This window comes from Thioalkalivibrio sp. HL-Eb18, assembly GCF_000364985.1.
Taxonomy (GTDB): domain Bacteria; phylum Pseudomonadota; class Gammaproteobacteria; order Ectothiorhodospirales; family Ectothiorhodospiraceae; genus Thioalkalivibrio.
In genome coordinates this window covers 57146-79698 of sequence record NZ_KB822964.1, presented here as the reverse complement: position 1 = coordinate 79698, position 22553 = coordinate 57146, and the positions used below count along the sequence as shown (strand labels likewise).

Annotated in this window: 14 protein-coding genes and 1 pseudogene; 10 read left to right on the top strand and 5 right to left on the bottom strand. The window is 67.1% G+C overall.

Features of this window, described 5'->3' with window-relative positions; genetic code table 11:
• Nucleotides 1–52 precede the first annotated feature (52 nt).
• Entirely contained in the window at nt 53–2146 is a 2094-nt protein-coding gene (locus F813_RS0105250) for an ATP-binding protein (RefSeq protein ID WP_017925832.1), read from the top strand.
• Nucleotides 2130–3923 carry a bifunctional diguanylate cyclase/phosphodiesterase gene (locus F813_RS0105245; protein ID WP_017925831.1) on the top strand — a complete coding sequence of 598 codons (1794 nt, stop codon included), beginning with the start codon at nt 2130–2132 and terminating at the stop codon, nt 3921–3923. Before F813_RS0105250 ends, F813_RS0105245 begins: the two co-directional genes overlap by 17 nt.
• Before the next feature lie 48 nt (nt 3924–3971).
• Here the strand turns inward: F813_RS0105245 and parC are convergent, their stop codons facing one another.
• Nucleotides 3972–6233, bottom strand: coding sequence for a DNA topoisomerase IV subunit A (gene parC / locus F813_RS0105240; protein ID WP_017925830.1), 2262 nt, complete (start codon nt 6231–6233; stop codon nt 3972–3974).
• Nucleotides 6234–6521: 288 nt separating this feature from the next.
• Here parC and F813_RS0105235 point away from each other — a divergent pair, with 288 nt between their 5' ends.
• A complete protein-coding gene (locus tag F813_RS0105235; RefSeq protein ID WP_012981944.1) occupies nt 6522–7946 on the top strand; it encodes a phospholipase D-like domain-containing protein in 1425 nt (474 codons plus the stop codon).
• Between the two features lie 85 nt (nt 7947–8031).
• Nucleotides 8032–10918 (top strand): annotated as a pseudogene (locus F813_RS13535) (EAL domain-containing protein).
• Nucleotides 10919–10929: 11 nt separating this feature from the next.
• Here F813_RS13535 and F813_RS0105225 read toward each other — a convergent pair.
• On the bottom strand, nt 10930–12657 hold the full coding sequence (locus F813_RS0105225; protein ID WP_012981942.1) for a diguanylate cyclase domain-containing protein: 1728 nt from the start codon (nt 12655–12657) through the stop codon (nt 10930–10932).
• A gap of 156 nt (nt 12658–12813) precedes the next feature.
• On the opposite strand from F813_RS0105225, the gene F813_RS0105220 reads away from it, so the two are divergent.
• The gene (locus F813_RS0105220) at nt 12814–13311 is read left to right on the top strand and encodes a DUF3293 domain-containing protein (RefSeq protein ID WP_017925828.1); all 498 of its coding nucleotides are present in this window, start codon (nt 12814–12816) and stop codon (nt 13309–13311) included.
• Here the strand turns inward: F813_RS0105220 and F813_RS0105215 are convergent.
• Nucleotides 13308–13775 carry a CopD family protein gene (locus F813_RS0105215; RefSeq protein WP_012981940.1) on the bottom strand — a complete coding sequence of 156 codons (468 nt, stop codon included), beginning with the start codon at nt 13773–13775 and terminating at the stop codon, nt 13308–13310. The two genes, F813_RS0105220 and F813_RS0105215, sit on opposite strands and share 4 nt — an antisense overlap.
• A 156-nt stretch (nt 13776–13931) precedes the next feature.
• On the opposite strand from F813_RS0105215, the gene F813_RS14500 reads away from it, so the two are divergent.
• Nucleotides 13932–14984, top strand: a complete 1053-nt coding sequence (locus F813_RS14500; RefSeq protein ID WP_012981939.1) for an SO_0444 family Cu/Zn efflux transporter — start codon at nt 13932–13934, stop codon at nt 14982–14984.
• Between the two features lie 9 nt (nt 14985–14993).
• Nucleotides 14994–15656 carry an O-methyltransferase gene (locus tag F813_RS14495; RefSeq protein ID WP_012981938.1) on the top strand — a complete coding sequence of 221 codons (663 nt, stop codon included), beginning with the start codon at nt 14994–14996 and terminating at the stop codon, nt 15654–15656.
• A gap of 27 nt (nt 15657–15683) precedes the next feature.
• Here F813_RS14495 and F813_RS0105200 read toward each other — a convergent pair whose 3' ends face one another.
• On the bottom strand, nt 15684–16100 hold the full coding sequence (locus F813_RS0105200; RefSeq protein WP_012981937.1) for a hypothetical protein: 417 nt from the start codon (nt 16098–16100) through the stop codon (nt 15684–15686).
• A gap of 114 nt (nt 16101–16214) precedes the next feature.
• Between F813_RS0105200 and F813_RS0105195 the strand changes: the two genes are divergently transcribed.
• The 3 genes from F813_RS0105195 (at nt 16215) to F813_RS0105185 (ending at nt 19657) form a co-directional block, all read left to right on the top strand.
• Nucleotides 16215–16784 carry a hypothetical protein gene (locus tag F813_RS0105195; protein ID WP_017925827.1) on the top strand — a complete coding sequence of 190 codons (570 nt, stop codon included), beginning with the start codon at nt 16215–16217 and terminating at the stop codon, nt 16782–16784.
• A gap of 77 nt (nt 16785–16861) precedes the next feature.
• Nucleotides 16862–17395, top strand: a complete 534-nt coding sequence (locus F813_RS0105190) for a cytochrome c (RefSeq protein WP_012981935.1) — start codon at nt 16862–16864, stop codon at nt 17393–17395.
• 204 nt (nt 17396–17599) lie between these two features.
• Nucleotides 17600–19657: a bifunctional diguanylate cyclase/phosphodiesterase gene (locus F813_RS0105185; RefSeq protein ID WP_017925826.1), complete on the top strand. Its 2058-nt coding sequence runs from the start codon at nt 17600–17602 to the stop codon at nt 19655–19657.
• A 32-nt stretch (nt 19658–19689) separates the two neighbouring features.
• Here the strand turns inward: F813_RS0105185 and F813_RS0105180 are convergent, their stop codons facing one another.
• Nucleotides 19690–22440: a cation-transporting P-type ATPase gene (locus tag F813_RS0105180; RefSeq protein WP_017925825.1), complete on the bottom strand. Its 2751-nt coding sequence runs from the start codon at nt 22438–22440 to the stop codon at nt 19690–19692.
• Nucleotides 22441–22553 lie beyond the last annotated feature (113 nt).

Below are 22553 nucleotides of genomic sequence, written 5' to 3'. Positions count from 1 at the left end.
CCCAACGCCATTCTTCCCGCATACTGCCGTGCCATTCCTACGGTCCCGGCCAATGCCCTCCGCACCCTTGCCCGACAACGAGCAGGCCCGTCTGGAGGCAGTGCACCGCCTGCCCCTGGAACCCAGCGACCACGACCTGTTTAGCCCGCTGACGCGACTGGTCGCACGCCACTTCGACGTTCCCATGGCCACGGTCACGCTGGTCGACGAGAAATGTCAGTGCTTCATCGCGCCACAGGGTCCGCTCGGAGCCGGTACGGAGCGCAGCATCTCCTTCTGCGCCCATGGCCTGACCCGGCCGAACGAACTCCTGGTCGTCGAGGATGCTCGACAGGACGCAAGATTTTCCGACAACCCCTTGGTTCTCGGCGAGACGGATGTCCGCTTCTATGCCGGCATTCCCCTGACACCGGAAGCCGGCCTGGCGGTCGGCAATCTGTGCATCATCGATACCCGGCCCCGCCGCCTGGATGAACAGGAGGTGACCGCACTGCGTGAATTCGGCGAGATCGCCACATCCCTGTTCCGCGAATACCTCGCACGCCGCGACCTGGGGCACAGCCGCAGCGCATTGGATGCCCAGGGCCAGCGGCTCGCCGCCGTACTCGAAACGGCCGCGGCCGGCATCATCCAGATCGACCACACCGGCCATATCGAGCAGTTCAATTCGGCGGCCGAACGACTGTTCGATTACCCTGCGGAGCAAGTCCTCGGACACAACGTATCCATGCTGATGCCGGCACGCTGGGCCCACGAGCACGACGACTACCTTCGCCACTACCGCGAAACGGGGCAGGCGCGGGTGATCGGCAGCGGGCGCGAGGTCGAAGGGCTGCGCCGCGATGGTTCCACCTTTCCGATGCAGCTCGCCGTCAGCGAGGTCCGAATCGAAGAGCAGCCCCACTACATCGGCATCGTGACCGACCTCACCGACCTGCACGAGAGCCAGCGCCGCGAACTGGCGGAGGCCGAACGGGCCAATCGTGCCAAGTCCGAGTTTCTCTCGAGCATGTCCCACGAGCTGCGCACCCCACTGAACTCCATCCTGGGGTTTTCCCAGCTGATGCGGGCCGACCGGACCCATCCACTGCCCGAGCGCCAGCAGCGCCAGGTCGAGCACATCGAGCGCAGCGGGCAACACCTGCTGGCCCTGATCAACGACATCCTGGACCTGTCCCGCATCGAAGCAGGGCGAATGGCGATGTCACTGGAACCCACGGATCCCGCCATGACCCTCGCAGAGTGCCACGGCATGATCGAGGGCGAGGCCCGCGAACGGGGCATCCAACTGGATTTCCCACCCCCGGAACCCGCCCTGCCCGCCGTACAGGCTGACCACACGCGACTCAAGCAGGTACTGCTGAACCTGGTCAGCAATGCGATCAAGTACAACCGCGACAAGGGCATCGTGCGCGTCCGCGTAACCCCCATGCCCGAAGGCCGTATGGAGTTCCGTGTCCGGGACACCGGCCTGGGGATCCCCGAAGACCGGCGCGCCGAGCTGTTCCGACCCTTCAGCCGTCTCGGGCACGAGACCGGCGCCATCCAGGGATCAGGAATCGGGCTGGTCATCTCTCGGGAGCTGGTACGGCACATGGGGGGCGAACTCGAATACCAAAGCCGGGAAGGCGAAGGCACGGACTTCTTCTTCACCCTGCCCATGAGCTGTACCGCCGAGCGTCTAACGACCCAGGATCACGCAACCCGGTCGCTCGACGATGCACCGCAACCGAACCGGTGCCGGCGAGTCCTGTATGTCGAGGACAATCCAGCCAATGTCAGCCTGATGCAAGAGATCCTGGCGCTTCGCGACGGGATCGAACTCCAGACCGCGGGAAGCGCTGATGAGGGCCTGAGGCTCGCCCGGGAGACCCCCCCGGATCTGGTAATCATGGACATCCATCTGCCCGGGATGAGCGGGACCGCGGCCGCCCGCCTCCTGCGCGCGCGCCCGGAGACTCGGGAGGTCCCGATCATCGCCCTTAGCGCCGACGCCACGCGTGAGGCCATCGATGACGGGAACCAAAACCCAGATTTTGTGACTTACTTCACGAAGCCCTTGGATATTGCGCGGTTCCTCGCGGCCCTCGACCCCCTGCTCGAGCCTCCCGCGGATCGCACGGACGCCGATGATCACACCCGATGACAGCCCCCGCGATGCCCACATCCTGATCGTGGACGACAACCGAATGAACGTGGATCTGCTCGGGGCCATCCTCGAGGAGGCCGGGTTCCGGGATGTCGCCGCCGAAACCAGCGGGGAACGCGCGGTGGAGCGCTGGCGCGAAGAATCCTTCGACCTGCTGCTGCTGGACATCCGCATGCCCGGCATCGACGGCCACGAGGTAATGCGCCAACTCAACAGCGACCTGGCCGAAGGCGACTGGCTCCCAGTCATCATACTGACCGCACAAATCGACCCCCAGACCCGGGAACAGGCCCTGGCCGCCGGAGCGCTAGACTTCATTACCAAGCCGTTCAACGCCACCGAAGTGGTGCAGCGGATCGACAATCTGCTGCGGGTCCGGGCCCTGCACAACGCCGCTCACGGCCGCGCCGAAGACCTGTCGCGCAGCCTGGCCGACCGTGCACGCACCTTGCAACGTACCGAGCAAGACCTCGAACACCTGGCCCACCACGACCCGGCCACCGGCCTGCCGAACCGGCATTCACTGCTGCGTTTCATCGACGAGGCCATCGAGACCGGCAGCGCCCTGGACCTGGTCATGGTGCACGTCCGTGGCCATGAGGCAGTGGAACGCCTTGAGGGCTATGCCGCGGCCGACCTGATGCTGCGCGAGATCGGTCAACGGCTGCGCCTGGCCCTGGAAGACCAGACCCCGGGGCGAGTGCAGTGTGGCATCTGGGGCGGTTCCACATTGCTACTCGCCGTGGCCAGCCGCGAAAGCATCGCCACCAGCACCCTGCAGGACTGCATGGATGCCTCGCTGGCGCACCTGCGCCTGGGGCGCTACGAGATCGCCCCCAGCGCCTCTGCCGGACACGTCCGGGCCCCCGACCATGGCCGCAACGCCGAGGAACTGATCCGCCGGGTTTCACTGACTCTGGCCAAGGGCGAACGCCGCGGGAGCGAGTGGCTCAGCTTCGACCCCGTACTGGAGCAGGACGCACGCCGTCGCCATCAACTGGAATACGGTCTGACGGTCGCCCGCGAGCAAGATCAGCTCCACCTGCTCTATCAGCCCAAGATCGAGCTCGCCAGCGGCTGCCTGGTCGGCTTCGAGGCCCTGATGCGCTGGGAGCATCCGCGTCTTGGGCTTATCTCGCCGGGGGAATTCATCCCGCTGGCGGAAAACACTGGGCGTATCGCCGAACTGGGAGAATGGGCCCTGCACGAGGCGCTGGCCGCCGCCCGCCGCTGGCGCGAGGCCAGTGGCCACTGCCCACCGATCGCGGTCAATGTATCGACCCAGCAATTCGCCGCCCTGACCCGGTCCGGCAGATCGCTGGTGGATGCCGTGCAAAGCGCGCTGAAGGCCAGCGGCCTGAACGGCAACGCACTGGAGATCGAGATTACCGAGACCGCAGTGATGCACGACGTGGCCACGACAGTGGAGGAACTTCGAGCCCTCAGGGCCCTCGGGGTATCGATCGCGATCGATGACTTCGGTACCGGCTATTCATCGCTCGCGTACCTGCGTCGCCTGCCGGCCACGACCATCAAGATCGACCGCAGCCTGATTGATGGCGTATCCGCAAACCCGAGCATGGACACCCTGGCCCGCGCCATCCTGTCGGTCAGCCGCGGTTTTGGCCTGACCACTGTCGCCGAGGGCATAGAGACCGAGGCCGACGCACGGCACCTGGCAACCCTCGGGTGCCCGATTGGCCAGGGCTACCTCTACCACCGCCCGCTCCCCGAGACGGACGCAAGCGGTCTGCTGGCCCGCGTCTGCGCCTGACACCCAGACGCCCCCTCGCGCTTGGCGCTTGACGGCCACGCTAGTCAATCAGTCGCTGCGCACCTCCAGTCGATTGGCGTTTTGGTAGCCGCGCGGCAGCTGCCGCCCGCGCCGTGCGCGCTCGCCCACGTACTCCGCCCACTCGGCCGGGACCAGTGCCTTGAAGCGCTTGCCGGCGTGCACGACCAGGGTGTCCTGCGGCCCCAGCACGGCCACGTCGAGCACCCGTTCGGAACCGTCCTTGAGGGCCACGGACGGGATGCCGATCAGCTTGTTGCCCTTGCCGCGCGCCAGCTCCGGCAGCTCCGTCGCCGGGAACAGCAGCAGATAGCCACGCGTGGTGACGACCGCGATGTGGTCCTCGTGCGGGTTGCGCACCGGCGCCGGCTGCAGCACCGCCGCGCCGGCGGGCACGGCGAGCACGTTCTTGCCGGCCTTCTGCCGGCCCAGCAGGTCGCCCAGCTTCGCGACGAAGCCGTAGCCGTGATCCGAGCCCAGCAGCCAGCGGTCTTCCTCCGCCCCGGTGGCCATGCCGACAAAGCGCGCGCCCTCCGGCGGGTGCACGCGACCGGACAGCGGCTCGCCCTGCCCGCGCGCGGACGGCAGGGTATGCGCGGCGATCGTGTAGGTGCGACCGGTGGAGTCGATGAACGCGACCGGCTGGTTGCTGCGCCCGGTGACCGCGGCCTGGAAGGCATCCCCGGCCTTGTAGTTCAGGCCGCGGGCGTCCACGTCGTGGCCCTTGGCCGCGCGCGCCCAGCCCTTCTCCGACAGCACGACGGTCAGCGGCTCGGTGGGCACCAGTGCGGACTCGTCCAGCGCCTGCGCGGCGGCGCGCTGGACCAGCGGCGAGCGGCGTTCGTCGCCATAGTCCGCGGCGTCCTTTTCGATCTCGCGCCGGACCTGCGTGCGCAGACGGCGTTCGGACCCCAGAGTCTTCTCCAGCTGGTCGCGCTCCGTGGCCAGTTCGTCCTGCTCGCCGCGAATCTTCATCTCCTCGAGCTTGGCCAGGTGGCGCAGCTTCAGCTCCAGGATCGCCTCGGCCTGGATGTCCGAGAGACCGAAACGACTCATCAGCTCGGGCTTCGGCTGGTCGTACTCGCGGATGATCGCAATCACCTCGTCGATATTGAGATAGGCGATCAGCAGGCCTTCGAGCACATGCAGCCGCGCCTGCACCTTCTCCAGGCGCCACTGCAGGCGCCGGCGCACGGTCTCGATGCGAAACTCCAGCCACTCGCCCAGCAGGCCCGCCAGGTCGCGCACCTGCGGCCGCCCGTCGAGGCCGATCACGTTCATGTTCACGCGGTAGGTCTTTTCCAGATCCGTGGTCGCGAACAGGTGCGCCATCAGCGCCTCGACATCGACCCGGTTCGAGCGCGGGGTGATCACCAGGCGGGTCGGGTGCTCGTGGTCGGACTCGTCGCGCAGGTCCTCGACCATTGGCAGCTTCTTCGCGCGAATCTGGCTGGCGATCTGCTCCAGCAGCTTCGCCCCGGAGACCTGGTGCGGCAGCGCGGTGACCACGATGTCGTCGCCTTCGCGTTCATAGCGTGCCCGCGCGCGGATCGAGCCCTGGCCGGTCTCGTAGACCTTGCGCAGCTCGGCGGGCGGGGAAATGATCTCGGCCTCGGTGGGAAAGTCCGGCGCCGGCAGGTGCTCGCACAGCTCGGCGAGGGTCGCCTTCGGGTGCTCCAGCAGGTGCACGCAGGCCGCTGCCACCTCGCGCAGGTTGTGCGGCGGGATATCGGTGGCCATGCCGACGGCGATCCCGGAACCGCCGTTCAGCAACACGTTCGGCAGCCGGGCCGGCAGCACCTTCGGCTCATCCAGCGCGCCGTCGAAGTTCGGCACCCAGTCCACCGTGCCCTGCCCCAGCTCCGAGAGCAGCAGCTGCGCATAGCGCGAAAGGCGCGACTCGGTATAGCGCATCGCGGCGAAGGACTTGGGATCGTCCGGCGAGCCCCAGTTGCCCTGCCCGTCGACGAACGGGTAGCGATAGGAGAAGGGCTGCGCCATCAGGACCATCGCCTCGTAGCAAGCGCTGTCACCATGCGGATGGAACTTGCCGAGGACGTCCCCGACCGTGCGTGCGGACTTCTTGTACTTGGCCGTGGCCGAGAGCCCCAGCTCGCTCATCGCGTAGATGATGCGGCGCTGCACGGGCTTGAGACCGTCACCGATGTGAGGCAGCGCTCGGTCCAGGATCACGTACATGGAGTAGTCCAGGTACGCCTTCTCGGTGAAGTCCTTCAGCGGCAGCTGCTCGCCGCTGTTGGCAAACAGGCTTGGGGTCTCAATATCGGTCATCGGCTTCCTCTAACGAAGCACTGAATAAAGCCATCCTGGCTTTCTCAGCGCGCGCGGCGCTGCATCGTCTTGTATATCTTTGCACTGGCAAAGGGGTTTGCAGCTTGCTTCGGAATCAACCACCTACGGTAGTCGATGCCGACGGCACGTCCCTGTGCCGCAGGGAAACGCCGAACAATCAACGTTTCCCTAAGGGCGAATGGATCACCATGGCGGCCTTTTACCGCTCGCCCGGCCCGCGTACTGTAGCGATCACACCGCCACCATTCCATTCCCGGGGAGAATGCCGTGCTGGGTACCGGCTGGATTGCCAGTATCACTGCCGTCGCCGCCTTTGCACTGGCCGCCGCCAGTGTGATGCACGCGCTGCTCCAGCGCCGCGAGACCGGGACCGTAATCGCCTGGGTCGGGCTGATCGTGCTGCTGCCGGTGGGGGGCTCGATCCTGTACTGGATGTTCGGGGTCAACCGCATCCGCCGCCGCGCCCATGCCCTGCGCGAGGGCCATCTGCTGGTCGACCCCGCCGCGCGCGATGCCGACGGCCCCGGCATTCCGCCCCGCTGGAGTCGCCTGCTGGGCTGTGGCGACCGGCTCGCGCCGTTTCGCGCCAGCGCCGGCAATTCGGTCCGGCCGCTGACCGATGGTGACCAGGCCTACGCGGCGATGCTCGCGGCGATCGACTGCGCGTCCCACAGCATCACCCTGGCGACCTACATCTTTGACTACGACGTGGTCGGACAGCGCTTCGTGCGCCACCTGAAGGCCGCCCGCGACCGCGGCGTCGAGGTCCGTGTCCTGATCGACGGCATCGGCGCCCGCTACAGCCGCCGCAACACACTGCGCTTCCTCAAGCGCGTCGGCATCCCGGCCGCCGCCTTCATGCCCGTCCATCACCTGCCGCGTACGCTTGCGGCGTTCAATCTGCGCAATCACCGCAAAATGCTGCTGGTGGATGGCGAGCACGGCTTTACCGGGGGCATGAATATCCGCCGCGGGCACAGCGCGAGCAACCCGGGACCGCACCCGATTCAGGACCTGCACTTCGAGGTCCGCGGTCCGATCTGCCTGCAGTTGCAGCGGGTGTTCGCGGAAGACTGGCAGTTCAGCACGCATGAGGCACTGGAAGGCCCGCCTTGGTTCCCGGAGGAGGCTCGCCTGATTGGCACCCAGTTGTGCCGCGCGCTACCAGACGGCCCTGATGAAGACTTCGAGGTGCTCAAGTTCACCCTGTTGGCCGCGATCGCGGAGGCGCGCGAGCACGTTACCGTGGTCACGCCCTATTTCCTGCCTGACCTGGAATTGCTGGGGGCGCTGAAGGCCGCGGCCCTGCGCGGCATCGAGGTTGATCTGCTGCTGCCGGAACGCAACAACCTGCGCCTGGTCGAGTGGGCCGCCCGTCCGCTGCACGGCGAACTCCTCACCCGGGGCTGCCGCATCTGGCTGACGCCGCCCCCGTTCAACCATTCCAAGCTGATGCTCGTCGACAGGGAATGGGCCCTGGTGGGATCGGCCAACTGGGACCCACGCAGCCTGCGCCTCAACTTCGAGTGCAACCTGGAATGTGTGGACCGCGACCTGGGGCAACAGCTGGCCGACTGGGCCGAGGATCTGCGCTCGCGTTCCCACCCGCTGAGCCTGGAAGATGTCCACGCGCGCACCCTCCCCGCCCGCCTGCGCGACGGCGCCGCCCGCCTGCTGACCCCGTACCTGTAGGCACCCGGCGGCGCGCAACCCACTCACGGTTGTGCTTAACTTGTCGTTAAGGAGAGGGATTTCCGTCGTACCAGGGGGATCGGCCATGAGTGGTCCATTGATCGCAGCGCTGTACCTGCTCGCCGGGCTGTGTCTGTACGCCTCGGCCAGCCACCTCCTGCATGCCAGCCACAGCGTACGCCGTGTGGAGCATCTGTTGTTCGCTGCAATGTGCCTGCTGTTGGCGGGCTCCGCGATCAGCATTGCCCTGTCCTACCAGGCGACCTCGATCGAGGCCTATACCGGCCCGATGAAGGCGTATTACGGCCTGATCGCGGCCCTGTACGTCCTGTTCGCGGCCTTTATAGCCCGTTACACGGAGACCCCCGCTCGGGTCCTGCTCTCGGTACTGGGGATATTGATGGTCGTGGTCTGGGTCGCCAATGCGCGCCAGCCCCATGGCCTGCAGTGGACCGAGATCGCGGAGCTGGGAAGCGTGGCACTCCCCTGGGGCGAGACGGTCACGCGCGCCGTGGGGGTCCCCGAGCCCCTGGTTCCTGCTGGGCCTGGCCGGACTGCTCCTGGTGTTCGGGTTCTCCCTGTGGGCGTTGGTGAGCCACTGGCGCCGCGAGGGTGGACACCTCCCGCTGATCCTGATCGGCGCGCTCCTCCTGTTCCTGCTGGCGACCATCCAGGGCGTTCTGGTCCGCCTCGGGATCATCGATTCCATACCGCTCTCGGTCTTCGGCTATCTCGGCATGATTCTGGTGATGAGCCTGGTCCTGCACCGGGAGACTCAGGAACGGGTGCGCGAGTCGGAACACCGCTTCCGCGATCTGGTTCACCAGGCCCCGATGGCGATCGAGGTACTGACCCCGGACGGCGGGGTACGCCAGGTCAACACCGCCTGGGAAACCATGCACGGCCACGCAGGTGTCAAGGGCATGAATGTCCTCCACCACCCCGATCCCATCGATGGCCATGTGACCGAGGACATTCGCGCAGCCGCCAGGGGTGCCCGGCGTTCCATCGCGCCATTTGCGTGCCATGCGGTTGCCGATCCCGCGAAGGCGCCTGCGGGAAGTCGCTGGGTCAAGGGATACGTCTATCCTCTCAAGAATCACCGGGGCGAGGTGCGGGACATCATCGTCATGCAGGAAGACATCACACTCGCGCGGCGCGGCGAAGATGCCTTGCGGGTAATCGCCCAGGGATTCCGCGCCGACAACCGCCAAAGTTTCTTCCAGAACCTGGTATTGCGGCTGCGCGAGGTCTTTCGTGCCGACTACGCGCTGGCGGGCATCAACGTCCCGGACCTGCCCGGTCACGTCGAGACCGCCGCCCTTTGCCGCGACGGCGAACTGGTGGGCAACATCCGCTATGCCCTGGCCAGCACCCCCTGCGACGAGGTGCTCTCGCAGGGCTTGTGCGTGTATCCGGACCGCGTGCAGGAGCTGTTTCCGCGCGACGAAATGCTCGTCGAAATGGGTGCGCGCAGCTATCTGGGCGCCCCGATGATTGACAGCCAGGGGCGCGAGCTGGGGCATATCGCCATCGTCAACCGCTACCCGCTGGACGAGACCGAACAGGCGGCCGGCATCCTCGAGATCTTTGCCGACCGTGCCGCCGCCGAACTCGAGCGGCTGGAAGGTGAAGAACATATCCGCCGACTCGCCTACCACGATCCGCTGACCGGCCTGGCCAACCGCACCCAACTGCATGACGCACTGACACAGGACCTCGATCTGGCCCACCACGGAGGCCAGCACGGCGGGCTGATCCTGATCGACCTGGATCATTTCAAGACCATCAACGATGCCCTTGGACATGCGGTCGGCGACACTGTGCTGGCGGCGGTGGCCGACCGCCTGCGCCAGCACGCACCCGAGCAAGCACTGGTGGTGCGCCTGGGCGGGGACGAATTCGCCACCCTGATCCATCCCCGGCGCGCATCGCGTCAGGCGATCGAGGCGACGGTCAACGACGCGGCCCACCGGCTGCTGGATGCCTTGCAGCACCCGATCGTACTGGGGGAGCGCACCTTCAGTGTTGGCGCCAGTCTGGGCTGCGTGCTGTTCCCGGACGCGGGTCAGACCTCGTCGGATGCCCTGCGCCATGCCGACATCGCCCTGTATCAGGCGAAACGGGCCGGACGCGGCGGGGTGCAGTTCTACCGCCATGCGCTGCAGGACGAGGCACGCGCCCGGTTGCAGATCGAGGAGGGGCTGCGCCAGGCCCTGGTGAATCGCGAGATGCGCCTGAGTTACCAGCCGCAATTCGATGCCCAGGAGAACATGATCGGTGCCGAAGCGCTACTGCGCTGGACACACCCCGAGCTGGGCCCGGTCGGGCCGGCGCTGTTCATCCCGATCGCCGAGGAAACCGGGCTCATCCACCCCATCGGCACCTGGGTGGTCGAGCATGTACTGGAGAATCTGCAGGACTGGCACGCGCGAGGTCTGCCGCTTCCGCCCCGCGTGGCCATCAATATCTCGCCCTGGCAGCTGGCCCGCCCTGATTTCGTCGCACAGCTCCGGGAACGCGTGCAGGCCGCCGGCCTGGAACCCGGCCAGATTACGCTCGAAGTCACCGAGTCGGGTCTGCTGCGCGACCTGTCCGACGCCATTGGCAAGCTGCGGGCCCTGCGCGAGTTCGGCGTCCAGGTGGCGCTGGACGATTTCGGCACGGGATATTCGTCGCTGGCCTACCTGCGCGATCTGCCACTGGACGAACTCAAGATCGACAAGTCGTTCATTGATGAACTCGTGGACAAGGGCGAGCAGATGCTCATCGAGAACATCCTCGATATCGGCCACAACATGGGCCTGCGCGTCGTCGCCGAGGGTGTGGCCAAGCCGGCCCAGCGCCAGCAGCTCCTGGCACTGGGTTGCACGCATTTCCAGGGGTTTCTCTACGGCCAGCCGATCGCGGAAGACGAGTTCCCGGCCTGGCTGGAACGAAACGCCACCCCGGCAGTGCAACGCCAGAGCTGACCCAGAGCGGACTACGGGCCTTCCAGACCAAGGCCGCAGCCCAGCGGCCCGCGCCGCCGATGTCGTGTGTGCGACCGACTGGCGCGGCTGGCATCGACCTGCTCGTACAGCACGATCCCGCCGCCCCCGGCCTCCTTGGCCGCATACATCGCACGATCCGCCTGCAGCATCAGTCCCTCCGCATCGGCACTGTCATGCGGGTACAGGGCCGCCCCCATGCTCAAGCCCACCTGCACGGCCTCGCGATTGACCTCGATGGGCTCGGCAAAGCGTTCGATCAGCTTCAGACCGACCCCGAGCAGGGCATCCGGGTCGTCCATGTTCTCCAGCAGGATCACAAACTCGTCGCCCCCCATACGGGCCACCACATCGCACTCGCGCACCCCTTCGCGCAGCCGCCCGGCCACCGTCACCAGCACGACGTCCCCCGCATCGTGGCCCAGGCGATCATTGATGGGCTTGAAGCCGTCGAGGTCACAGACCACCAGGGCCAGCCCCCTTTCGTGGCGCTGGGCACGGCGCAGGGCCTGGCGCAGATGCTCCTGGAAGAGGCTGCGATTGGCCAGACCGGTCAGGGAATCGTGGTGAGCCTGGTGCCAGAGCCGCTCCTCCGAGGCCTTCTCCAGGGTGATGTCCCGCACCATGCCCAGGACCTGCAACGGCCGACCGGCATCGTCACGGGCGATCTCGCCCTCCACACGCACGTGACGCACCCCGCCATCCGGACGCACGACCCGGTGATCGACACGATAGACCGCCTCGCTGGCCAGCGCCTGATTGATGGTGCGGCGCACACGGGTCCGGTCATCCGGATGCACCGCATGGATGTAGGACTCGAAGCCCGCCTCGTCCACCCTGGGGTCCAGCCCGAACAGCTCGAACACATGGGCGGACCAGTTCAGCTGACCATTGCGGATATCCCAGTCCCAGAATCCCGCGCCGGCGCTGCGCTGCGCCTCTTCCAGGCGCGCCGTGGTCTCTTCCAGTGCTGCCGTGCGCCGGGCCACCGCGGCCTCCAGCCCGCCCTGGGTTTCGCGCAGTCGGGCCTCCACCCGCATGCGCTCGCGCAACTCGTCCTGCAGCGCCTGATGGTTGCGCCGCAGGCGATAACGGACCCAGGCCGCGAGCAGGATAATCAGTACCGCCGCCAGCGCGGTCGCCCCAAGCATCCACTGCTGGCTTTGTTCATGGCGTTGCGCCATGGCCTCGATGGCCCGTGCATTATCGCGGTGGAAGGCCTCCAGGATGCGCTCCATCTGACCCAGAACCTCCTCCTGGATCGGCATCAGATCAGCGTACAGCATCCCCAGGGCCTCATTGCGGTCCCCGACCAGGGCAATGTCGACAATATCTTCCAGCAGCGGGGCGCCGACCGAGGTCAACTCCCGCAACTCCTGCATACGTTGACGGTCCGCAGGCCGTTCGGCCTGGGACTCGGCGGCCGTCAGTGTCTCGACAAAGCGGGGTGCCAGCTCGCGAAACTCGCGGTAGTAGCGCTCCTGCAGCGCGGTATCCTCCGCACTGACCACCAGCGAGGCGCGCAGTACCCGCTCGCGCACCAGGCTGCGCATGCGATGGACATGATCCACTTTCTGGATGTGTTCTTCGGTGAGGGTCTGGATGTCCTGTTGCAGGTGCTGCACCCGCCACCAGCTGAACACCGCGATCGCCGCGACCAGCAACAGCACCAGCGCAAAGACGCTGGTGATTCCCGGGACACGCAGGCGATCGACGGACACGATCAGCCCCCCGGCCTTCCGGGCCCGAGATCACGCACCCGCGCGATCGTCGGGTCATCACCGACCGCCAGGCAGGGCTGAGTCCAATCCTTGACGCGCATGTTGTCTCCCTGTGTGATCGTGGGTAAACACGACCACACGCGAGAGTGCCCCGGGATGACGCCAAACTCAAGAGGTAACGGGACACCGAGCAATGCGCCAGGGGCCAATTCGGAACTGGCCCGGGCCTACTCCGCCACGCACTACCGCATCGAGCTCCCGGGGCAGGCGTTCGTCCTGCGCATCGGTGAACGCGATCCTGGCCTTGAGACCTGTCTGCAGACAGAGGGCTGGAGTCAGGCCAGCCTGCTGACCGCCTGGAATCCGCGTAGTCGGATCGTGCCGGAGCAGGAGAACCGCGAGCGCCATGCCCGCATCGCACGCGAGCTGGAGCAGGCCGGCTGGTCCTGCTGGCCTACCCTCCACCGAGACCCGACCGGCTACTGGCCCGACGAACCCGGCTATTGCGTGTTGGGGATGGGCGCCGCGGATCTGGATCCCTGGCTGGTCGCGTTCGACCAGAATGCGGCCGTCCTGATCCAGCCGCCCTCAGCCCCTCGCCTGATCTGGCACCCGGGAGAACGCCCGGGAAGCAGATGCCCCACTTCTCCCTAGAAGGGCAGACGCCCCCCGGTGGCCACCACGATCACGACCAGGCCCAGCAAGGTGTTGATGCCCACCAGCACCCGGATCTGGGACAGCCGGCGCAGGCCCTCGTCGGTGTCATTCGCGGCGATCGCCTGACGCATGCGGCGATACGGGGCAAAGAACACATGGGCGAAGATCGCCATCATCACCAGCCCGAGAAGCAGCATCACATGCACCGAGGGATGCACATTGCCCATCCCGCCGAAGAAGCCAAAGATCATCCACAGTCCGCTCGCCAGCAAGAGGATTACGGACGCCCAGACCCAGGGGAAAAAGCGCGCGAACACACCCTCCCACAACTTGAGGCGCGCTGCGCCGTCCAGCTGCTGTCCGGCCACCGGCCGCAGGAACATGTAGGCGAAGAACATCCCCCCCACCCACACTACAACTGCCAGTAGATGCAGCAGGTTTGCCAACGCGTAGCCGGTCATCGCGAACTCCTTTTTTTCGTCATCAGGGATCCTGGCGGTGCAGTGTAGCGGTCTCGACGGAGCACTGGCGAACCAAACCGCCAACCGCTCCGGATCAAAGGGCTCATCCACCCACGCCATCTTGCACCCCGCCCGCCCGTCAGCAATCATCGGGCCATGGTGTTCGAAATCGCCCAGCAGACTCTGGCACTGGCCCTGACGGCGGCTCCCTGGCTGCTTCTGGGGCTGGCCGCGGCCGGACTGGTCAAGGCGTTCCTGCCAGAGGCGGCGTTGCAGCGCTGGCTGGGCGGGCCGGGCCTGGCGCCCACCGTGCGCGCCGCTATTGCGGGGGCACCACTGCCCCTTTGCTCCTGCGGGGCGATCCCGACGGCCCTGGCGCTGCACCGTGGCGGAGCGGGGCGCGGCCCGACCACGGCGTTCCTGATCGGCACCCCGGGCGTCGGCGTCGACTCGGTCGCGATCAGCTATGCCCTGCTCGGCCCGCTGATGGCCGTCGCCCGCGTCGCCGGCGCCCTGGTAACGGCCATCACCACCGGCCTGCTGGTTGGGCGAACCCGCGCATCCCGGACCAGTGCAGGCAGCGCGCAAGGGGCGGGGAGTGGCTGCGGGAGTTCTGCCTGCTGCGACACCCCTGCCACAGTGCCGCCCGCACCCCCGGGCCCATGGACCCGCCTGCTGGAGGGCCAGCGCTACGCGTTCGGCGACGTGCTGGACGATATCCGCCTGTGGCTGGTGGCCGGCCTGGTCGTCGCCGGGGCGCTGCTGACCCTGGTGCCACCGGCTGCACTGGCAGCGTACGGCAGTGGCCTGCCGGCGATGCTGCTGCTCGCCGTGATCGGCATCCCGATGTATCTGTGCGCGACCGCAGCCACACCCATCGCGGTCGCCCTGCTGGCGGCCGGCGTCTCACCCGGTGCCGTGCTGGTGTTCCTGCTGGCCGCCCCGATCACCAGCCTCGCGACGCTGGGGGTGTTCCGGCGGGAACTGGGCAATGCGGCGGTGAGTCTTTATCTAATAGGCATTGGCGCCAGCACCGTCGCGCTCGGACTGACACTGGATGCCGGCTTGGGCTTGAGCGGACTGAGCCCCGCGATCACCCCGGGCCAGGCCACCGAATGGATGCCGCCCGCCGTCGAATGGGTCGCACTGGCCGTGCTGGTGGTGCTCGCCCTGCATCCGCTACGCTGGTTGAACGCTGGCCGCACTTAAGGAACCGTGATGTCCAACCGCTCGATCGGACTCGATGACCATCTTCAGGCCTATGTACTGGATCGCTCGCTGCGCGAGTCCAGCCTGCTCGCGGAGTTGCGCGCCGAGACCGCGGGGCTGCCGGAGCACAACATGCAGATCGCTCCCGAACAGGGGCAGTTCATGGCGCTGCTGGCGCGCCTGGTCGGGGCCCGGCGCTACCTGGAAGTGGGCACCTTTACCGGCTACAGCGCGCTGGCCGTGGGGCAGGCCCTCCCCGACGACGGCGAGGTGGTCTGCCTGGACCACAGCGAGGCCTGGACCGCGATCGCCAGACGCTACTGGGACCGGGCCGGTCTGGCTGCGCGCATGGACCTGCGTCTGGGTGATGCACGCGCCAGCCTGCGCCAACTGGAGGACGAAGGACAGAGCGGCCGTTTCGATCTTGCGTTCATCGACGCCGACAAGACCGGTTACCCGGAATACTTCGAGACCTGCCTGCGACTGGTACGCCCGGGCGGACTGATCATGGTGGACAACACGCTCTGGCATGGCCGGGTGGCGGACCGGCACTGCGACGACGAGGACACCCGGGCCATCCGCGACTTCAACCAGGCGCTGCATCGCGACGAGCGCATCGACCTCTCGCTGGTACCCATCGGCGACGGCCTGTCCCTGGCCCGGCGCCGCTGATCCTCCGGCTGGCGAAGCGTTCGAGGGTCAGCGACAAAGCCCGTCGCCAGACAGCCCCCGGCGACAGATCACACGCCGTTCCAGCCCGGTCACCACCCAGCCATCATCGCGTTCACGAAGTGTCAGCCGGTATTCGTAATCGCGGACGGCATCGTCGCGCAGGTTCTTGACGAAGACCTCGGCCCGCTCGCGGCGCTGGTGGTGGATCTCCAGACTGGAGTAGTCCGTACCCAGGCCCTCGCGCCACCCGCTGGCATCCACCCAGTCCATCACCGCGACGCCCGGCGTGCCGGCCGGCTCGAGTTGCGGGATTTCGAGCGCCTTGCGCTCGGTCGGCTGCGGCTGGAATACGTCCGTCGCGCGCTTCTGCTCCGAGGGGAATGGCGCGCACCCCGCCAGCAGCCCGCCCAGCAGAAGCGCCCCGATTAATCGTGTGTCTCTCATGGCTGGTACCCCACGCGTGTCTCGCGTCGCAAATCCGTCATCCACTGCAACAAATTGCACTGGTCGAGCGTCATATCATCACATGACCACAAGCCCATTCCCACGGGGGATACGATGATGGACCATATCCGCACGACAGGACTCGCCCTGGTGGCCGCGGCCGCGCTCGCACTGAGTGCACCGCTCGTGCTGGCCGAGGAGCAGGCCGCCGAGGACGAGACCGCAACCGAGATGGAAGAACTGCGCGAAGACTGGGCGCAGACCCGCGAGGAGATTCAGGCCGACGCCGAACGCGACCGCGAGGCGACCCGTTCGCGCACCCGTGAAACCCTGGATACAATGGACCAGCAACTCACCACCCTGCGCGAGCGCACGCGCGAGGGCTGGGACGACCTGAGCGATGCCACCCGCGAGCGCCGCGAACGGGCCTTTGATGCCCTGGTACGCGAACGTGACAACCTGGCCGAATGGTCCGCCGAGACCCGTGAGCGCTCCTCCGGTGCCTGGCAGGGTGTACGTGAAGGCGCCCGCGATGCCTGGGGCGGCGTGCGCGACGGCTCCCGCAAGGCTTGGGGCTCGGTTCGCGATGCCGTCCGCGGGGACCGCCCACCGGCCGAGCAAGGCGAACCGGGTACGCAGGAAAATCCGGCAGACCCGGACGATCCGGCCGTGCAGACGGATTGAACCGACAGACGGACTGAAATGGTATTCGTCGCAATGGGGGTTGAATGAAGCCAAACCGACACGGACGCCGGTCCGTCATGTTCCTTCCGGCCCTGGCCGCGCTGCTCGCCAGCTCGGCCCTGATCGGCTGCGACGGTCTGCCAGGCCTGGACGCCACCCCAGAACACCACCAGCGCGACTGGGACGACGAAACCCTGCAATACGGCGAACGGATGTACATGCAGCATTGTGCGGTATGCCACGGCGAGAATCGCGAGGGCGCGGAGAACTGGCGCCAGCGCGACGCGGACGGCTACATGCCGCCCCCACCCCTGGATGGCAGCGCCCACACCTGGCACCACCCCTACTGGCAGCTCAAGGACATGATCCGCTACGGCGCCGAAGCCCGCGGCGGGGCCATGCCCAGCTTCGAGGACACCCTGTCCTACGACGACGTGGAGGCGATCATCGCCTTCATCCAGGCGCAGTGGCCGGACGAGATCTTCGAGGCATGGATCCGCTACGACCAGAACCACCCGACTCAGGAGGCCTGGGAGGAAGAGATGGGCGAGCCCTGGGTCACTCACGCATCCGATCCGCGCACCCCTTCCACCGGGCGCGAGCATCATTAACCAGCGCTCAACCGGACCGCGCACTCCCTGCACCGCCCCGCGGGAATTGCGCTCAGGCGGGAATAGCTGCGAGTGTCGCGGCGTCTGCCGAGATAACTAGCCGCAAACGGGTTATGATCCGCCGCGTTCACACCCAGGGTATGGAAGACCGGGGAAGCCCATGCATGACGCAGCCAGTGGTCGCCGCGAACACGGAAACCACCCATGAATCGCCGCCGTAGCGACGCCCTCCCGGCCGAGGAGCGCGCGCGCCTGGAGGGCCTGATTTACGAGGAACGCGAGGCCCGACAACGTGCCGAATCCCTGGCCGAGACCCGCCTGCAGGACCTCTACGCGAAGCAGCAGCAGATCGAACTGCTCAACACGATCGCCTCCGCGGCCAACCAGTCCGACTCCATCGCTGAGGTTCTGCGCACAGCCCTGAACGCGATCGGGGAGTTCCTCGACTGGCCAGTCGGCCACGCCTACCTCGCGCGCAAGACGTCCAGCAGCGACCTGGAACTGGGTCCCACGGGCATCTGGCACCTGCGGACCCTCGACCCCGTCGAGGCGTTCCGCGAATCCACGGAGGACACGGTCTTCCGGTCCGGCCAGGGCCTGCCCGGACGCGTCCTCGAACAGCGTGCCCCGGTGTGGGTCGAGCATCTGGATCAGGACCCCAATTTCCCCCGGCGCGCGGCGGCAGCCACGAGCGGCCTGTGTTCGGGCTTTGCCTTCCCGGTCATGGTCGGCCAGGAGGTGGCCTGCGTGCTGGAGTTCTTCACCGCCGAGACCACGCCCGAGCAGCCGGAGGTCCTGGCCCTGCTGGCGCAGGCCGGTGTGCAACTGGGGCGCGTGGTCGAGCGCAACCGCCACGCCGAACGGCTGATCCACCACGCCTCCCATGATCCGCTGACGGGCCTGCCGAACCGACGGCTCTTTCATGACCGTCTGGAGCACGCGATCGCGCGCTATGCGCGCGAGCCGGAGTCGCTGTTCGCCGTACTGTTCGTCGACCTCGACCGCTTCAAGCTCGTCAACGACAGCCTCGGCCATACGGCGGGCGACGAGTTGCTGGCCCAGGTCGGCAAGCGCCTGCTGACCGCCCTGCGCCAGAACGACACCGTCTCGCGGCCTGGGGGCAACCAGAACACAAGACCGGACGACACGCTGGCCCGTCTGGGCGGTGACGAGTTCACCATACTGCTGGAGGGCCTGCACGAGCCGGTGGACGCACTGCGCGTCGCCGAGCGCCTGCAGGCCGTCCTGCACGAACCCTTCTCGATCGCCGGCCAGACCGTCTACGTAACGGTCAGCATCGGCATCGCCACGCGCCCCTATGGCCAGGCCTGCCCGGTGGTCAGCCCCGATCAGGACGGTCCGACCTGCGCGGAGGACCTGATGCGCGAGGCGGACATGGCGATGTATCGCGCCAAGTCGCTCGGCAAGGCCCGCTGCGAGTTCTGCGATCCCGGCATGCAGACGCAGGCGCTCGAGAGCCTGCGTCTGGAAACCAGCCTGCGCGAATCGGTCGAGCGCAATGCCTTTGTCGTGCACTACCAGCCGATCATGTCGCTGGCAGACAACCGCATTACCGGGTTCGAGGCCCTGGTACGCTGGGAGCGAGAAGGCGAGCTCCTGCCCCCGGACCGGTTCATCCCGATCGCGGAGGATGCCGGACTGGTCCACCTGATCGACATGCAGGTGCTGTACACGGCGTGCTCCCAGCTACAAGTCTGGAATGCACAACGCAGCGGCCCGCCGCTGACGATCAGCACCAACCTCTCCGCACGGCAGCTCACCCGCCCCGAACTGGTAGACGAGGTCGCCACGATCCTTTGCGGTACCGACACCCCGCCGGAACAGCTGCGCCTGGAGATCACCGAGACCGCGACGCTGGGCAACCTCGACGAGCTGATCGCCACCTTGAGGGGCCTGAAGGCCCTGGGTGTCAGCCTGGCAATGGATGACTTTGGCACGGGCTACTCGTCACTCAGCTATCTCCACCGCCTGCCGCTGGACATCCTGAAGATCGATCGCGCCTTCGTGGCCGGGCTGGACCGCGACGAATACAGCCAGCGCCTGGTGCAGACCGTGATCAACATGGCACGCAACCTCGGGCTGGAAGCGGTGGCCGAGGGCGTCGAGAGCAATACCCATGCGGCCACGCTGCGCGCACTGGGGTGCACCCGCGCCCAGGGCTACTACTACTCCCGCCCGGTACCCGCCGACCAGGCCGGCGCACTTCTGGCCGCCGACCAGCTCCCGCTAGTCACCCCCTGAGGTCACTACCCGAGCAGGAAGGGGCAATGGAGCTACACCGCCGTCGGGGCAACCCCCCGACGGCGGGCCAGCACCTGTCGCACAACCAGTTTTTCCAGCTCCACGACCACGAACACCGCAAGGCCAAAGACCAGGATGCGTAGCCAGTCGCCCAGGCCGATCGTGGTCGTCCCGAACAGGGTGTGCATCACCGGGGCATAGGTGAACGCCAGCTGGAGCAGGACCAGGACACCGATCGCAATCCACATGCTGTGCGAGCGAAACAGCTCCAACCCCGGCAGCACCGGCTGGTGGATCAGGCGCAGGTTCAGCAAATAGAAGGCCTGCCCGGCCACCAGGGTGTTGATTGCGACGGTCCGCGCCAGCTCGTCGCTGACGCCGACGAACGTCTCCATGTAGACGAAATGCCCGAAGGTCCCGAGCCACAACAGGACCGCAACAAACGGGATGCGCCACAACAGGAACCCGGACAACAGCGGCTGATCCGGATCACGCGGTGGACGCTGCATGACCCCGGGCTCGGCGCGTTCGAAGGCCAGGGCCATGGCCAGGGTCACCGAGGTCACCATATTCACCCACAGCACCTGCACCGGTGTCAGCGGCAGGGCCAGCCCCATCAGGATCGCCATCATGATGGTCAGTGACTGCCCAGCGTTGGTCGGCAGCATATGCAGGATGGCCTTGCGGATGTTGTCGTAGACGGTGCGCCCCTCCTCGACCGCATGGGCAATCGAGGCGAAGTTGTCGTCCGCCAGCACCATCTCCGAGGCCTCCTTGGCCGCCTCGGTCCCCTTGCCGCCCATCGCGACCCCGACATCCGCGCGCTTCAGCGCCGGGGCATCATTCACCCCGTCCCCGGTCATGGCGACAATCCGGCCGCGGCCCTGCAGGGCCTGGACCAGGCGCAGCTTGTGCTCGGGCGATGTGCGTGCGAACACGTCGGTGTCCTCGGCCATCTGCGCCAGGCGGTCGTCGTCCACATCATCCAGCTCGTGCCCGGCGTGCGCCTCGGCATCGCGCCCCAGCCCCAGCTGCTCGCCAATGGCCCGCGCAGTCGCCAGATGATCGCCGGTGATCATCTTCACGCGAATGCCCGCCTCACGGCACTCGGCCACGGCCTGGATCGCCTCTTCCCGCGGCGGGTCGATAATCCCGACCAGGGCGAGCAGCGCAAACCCGCCCTCTTCGACATGATCGAAGTTCAGTTCGCGCTGATCGGGCGGTACCTCGCGGCTCGCAATGGCCAGCAGACGCTGGCCGCGGGCAGCGATGGCCTCCATCGCCTGGTGCCAGGCCTCACGGTCGAGGTCATCGGCACCCTCGCCCGTACGCACCTGATCGCACAGCTCCAGCACCCGCTCGGGGGCCCCCTTCAGGAAGATCCTTGCATGCCCGTCGTGATCATGGTGCAGGGTCGCCATATAGCGATGATCGGACTCGAAGGGGATCACATCGGTACGCGGCAAGCGCTCCGCCTCCAGGTGCGGGTCGAGCCCCGCCTTGCGCGCGGCCACCACCAGCGCCCCCTCGGTCGGGTCGCCCTCCATCACCCACTCGCCCTCGCGCTCGAATACCTGGGCGTCGTTGCACAGAAGGCCCGCACGCAGCACCTCCATTAGTGCCGGCTGCTCGTCGGCCTCCACCTCCTGCTGGTCCACGGAGAAATCGCCCTGCGGGGCATAGCCAACACCGGAGACGCCGTATTCTTCGCCCGCCGTGCGCACGGTCTGCACCGTCATCTCGTTGCGGGTCAGCGTGCCGGTCTTGTCGGAGCAAATCGTCGAGACCGAGCCCAGGGTCTCCACTGCCGGCAGGCGACGGATGATCGCGTTGCGTCGTGCCATCTTCTGCACGCCGATCGCCAGTGCGATCGTCATGATTGCCGGCAGGCCCTCGGGGATGGACGAGACTGCCAGACTGGCCGCCGCCAGGAACATCTCGTCCAGCGGATAACTGCGCACCCAGTAACCAAAGGCAAAGGTCGCGGCAGAGATCACAACGACAACGCCCGCCAGCCAGCGGCCGAACTGCTCCATCTGGCGGACCAGCGGCGTCTGCAGGCTCTCAACCTCTCCCAGCATCGAGGAGATGCGACCGATTTCGGTGTGTTCGCCGGTGGCCACCACCACGCCGTGCCCGCGCCCGAAGGCGACCAGCGTGCCGGAGAAGGCCATGCTGGTACGGTCCCCCAGATCCGCCTCGCGCTCGACGGCTTCGGGGGACTTGTCCACGGCGACCGACTCCCCGGTCAGCACCGCCTCCTCGACCCGCAGGTTCTTGACCTCGAGCAGGCGCAGGTCCGCCGGCACACGATCGCCCGCCTGCAGATAGACGATGTCGCCCGGAACCAGCTCTTCCGCAGGGACCTCGCGCCGGTGGCCATCGCGCAGGGCCAGCGCGCGGGGCGAGAGCATCTTGCGGATCGCGTCCAGTGCCTTCTCCGCCTTGCCTTCCTGGACGAAGCCGATCAGCGTGTTGATCAGCACCACGGCCAGGATCACGCCGGTGTCGACCCAGTGGCCGAGCAGGGCCGTACCGGCCGCGGCGGCCAGCAGGATATAGATCAGGATGTTGTGGAAGTGGCGAAAGAAACGCCGGATCAGGCCCGCCTGCTCCGGCGGGCGCAGCTGGTTCCTGCCGTACTGGTCCAGGCGCTCCCGGGCCACGTCAGCAGACAGCCCCTCGCGGCGACTGTCGCGCGCGCGCAGGGCGGAATCGGGATCAAGGGCGTGCCAGGCGATGGCCTCGTTCTTGGGGGCCTGCGCGTTTTGCGATTCGTCCATGCGGTACCGGTGCCGAGAGATGAACCCCCATCCTCGACCAAGACCCCGCGACCGGCAAGCCTCGACGGGCAGGTCGCGGGGCCTGATTCAGACCCGCCGTTCAGCCAGTAGCC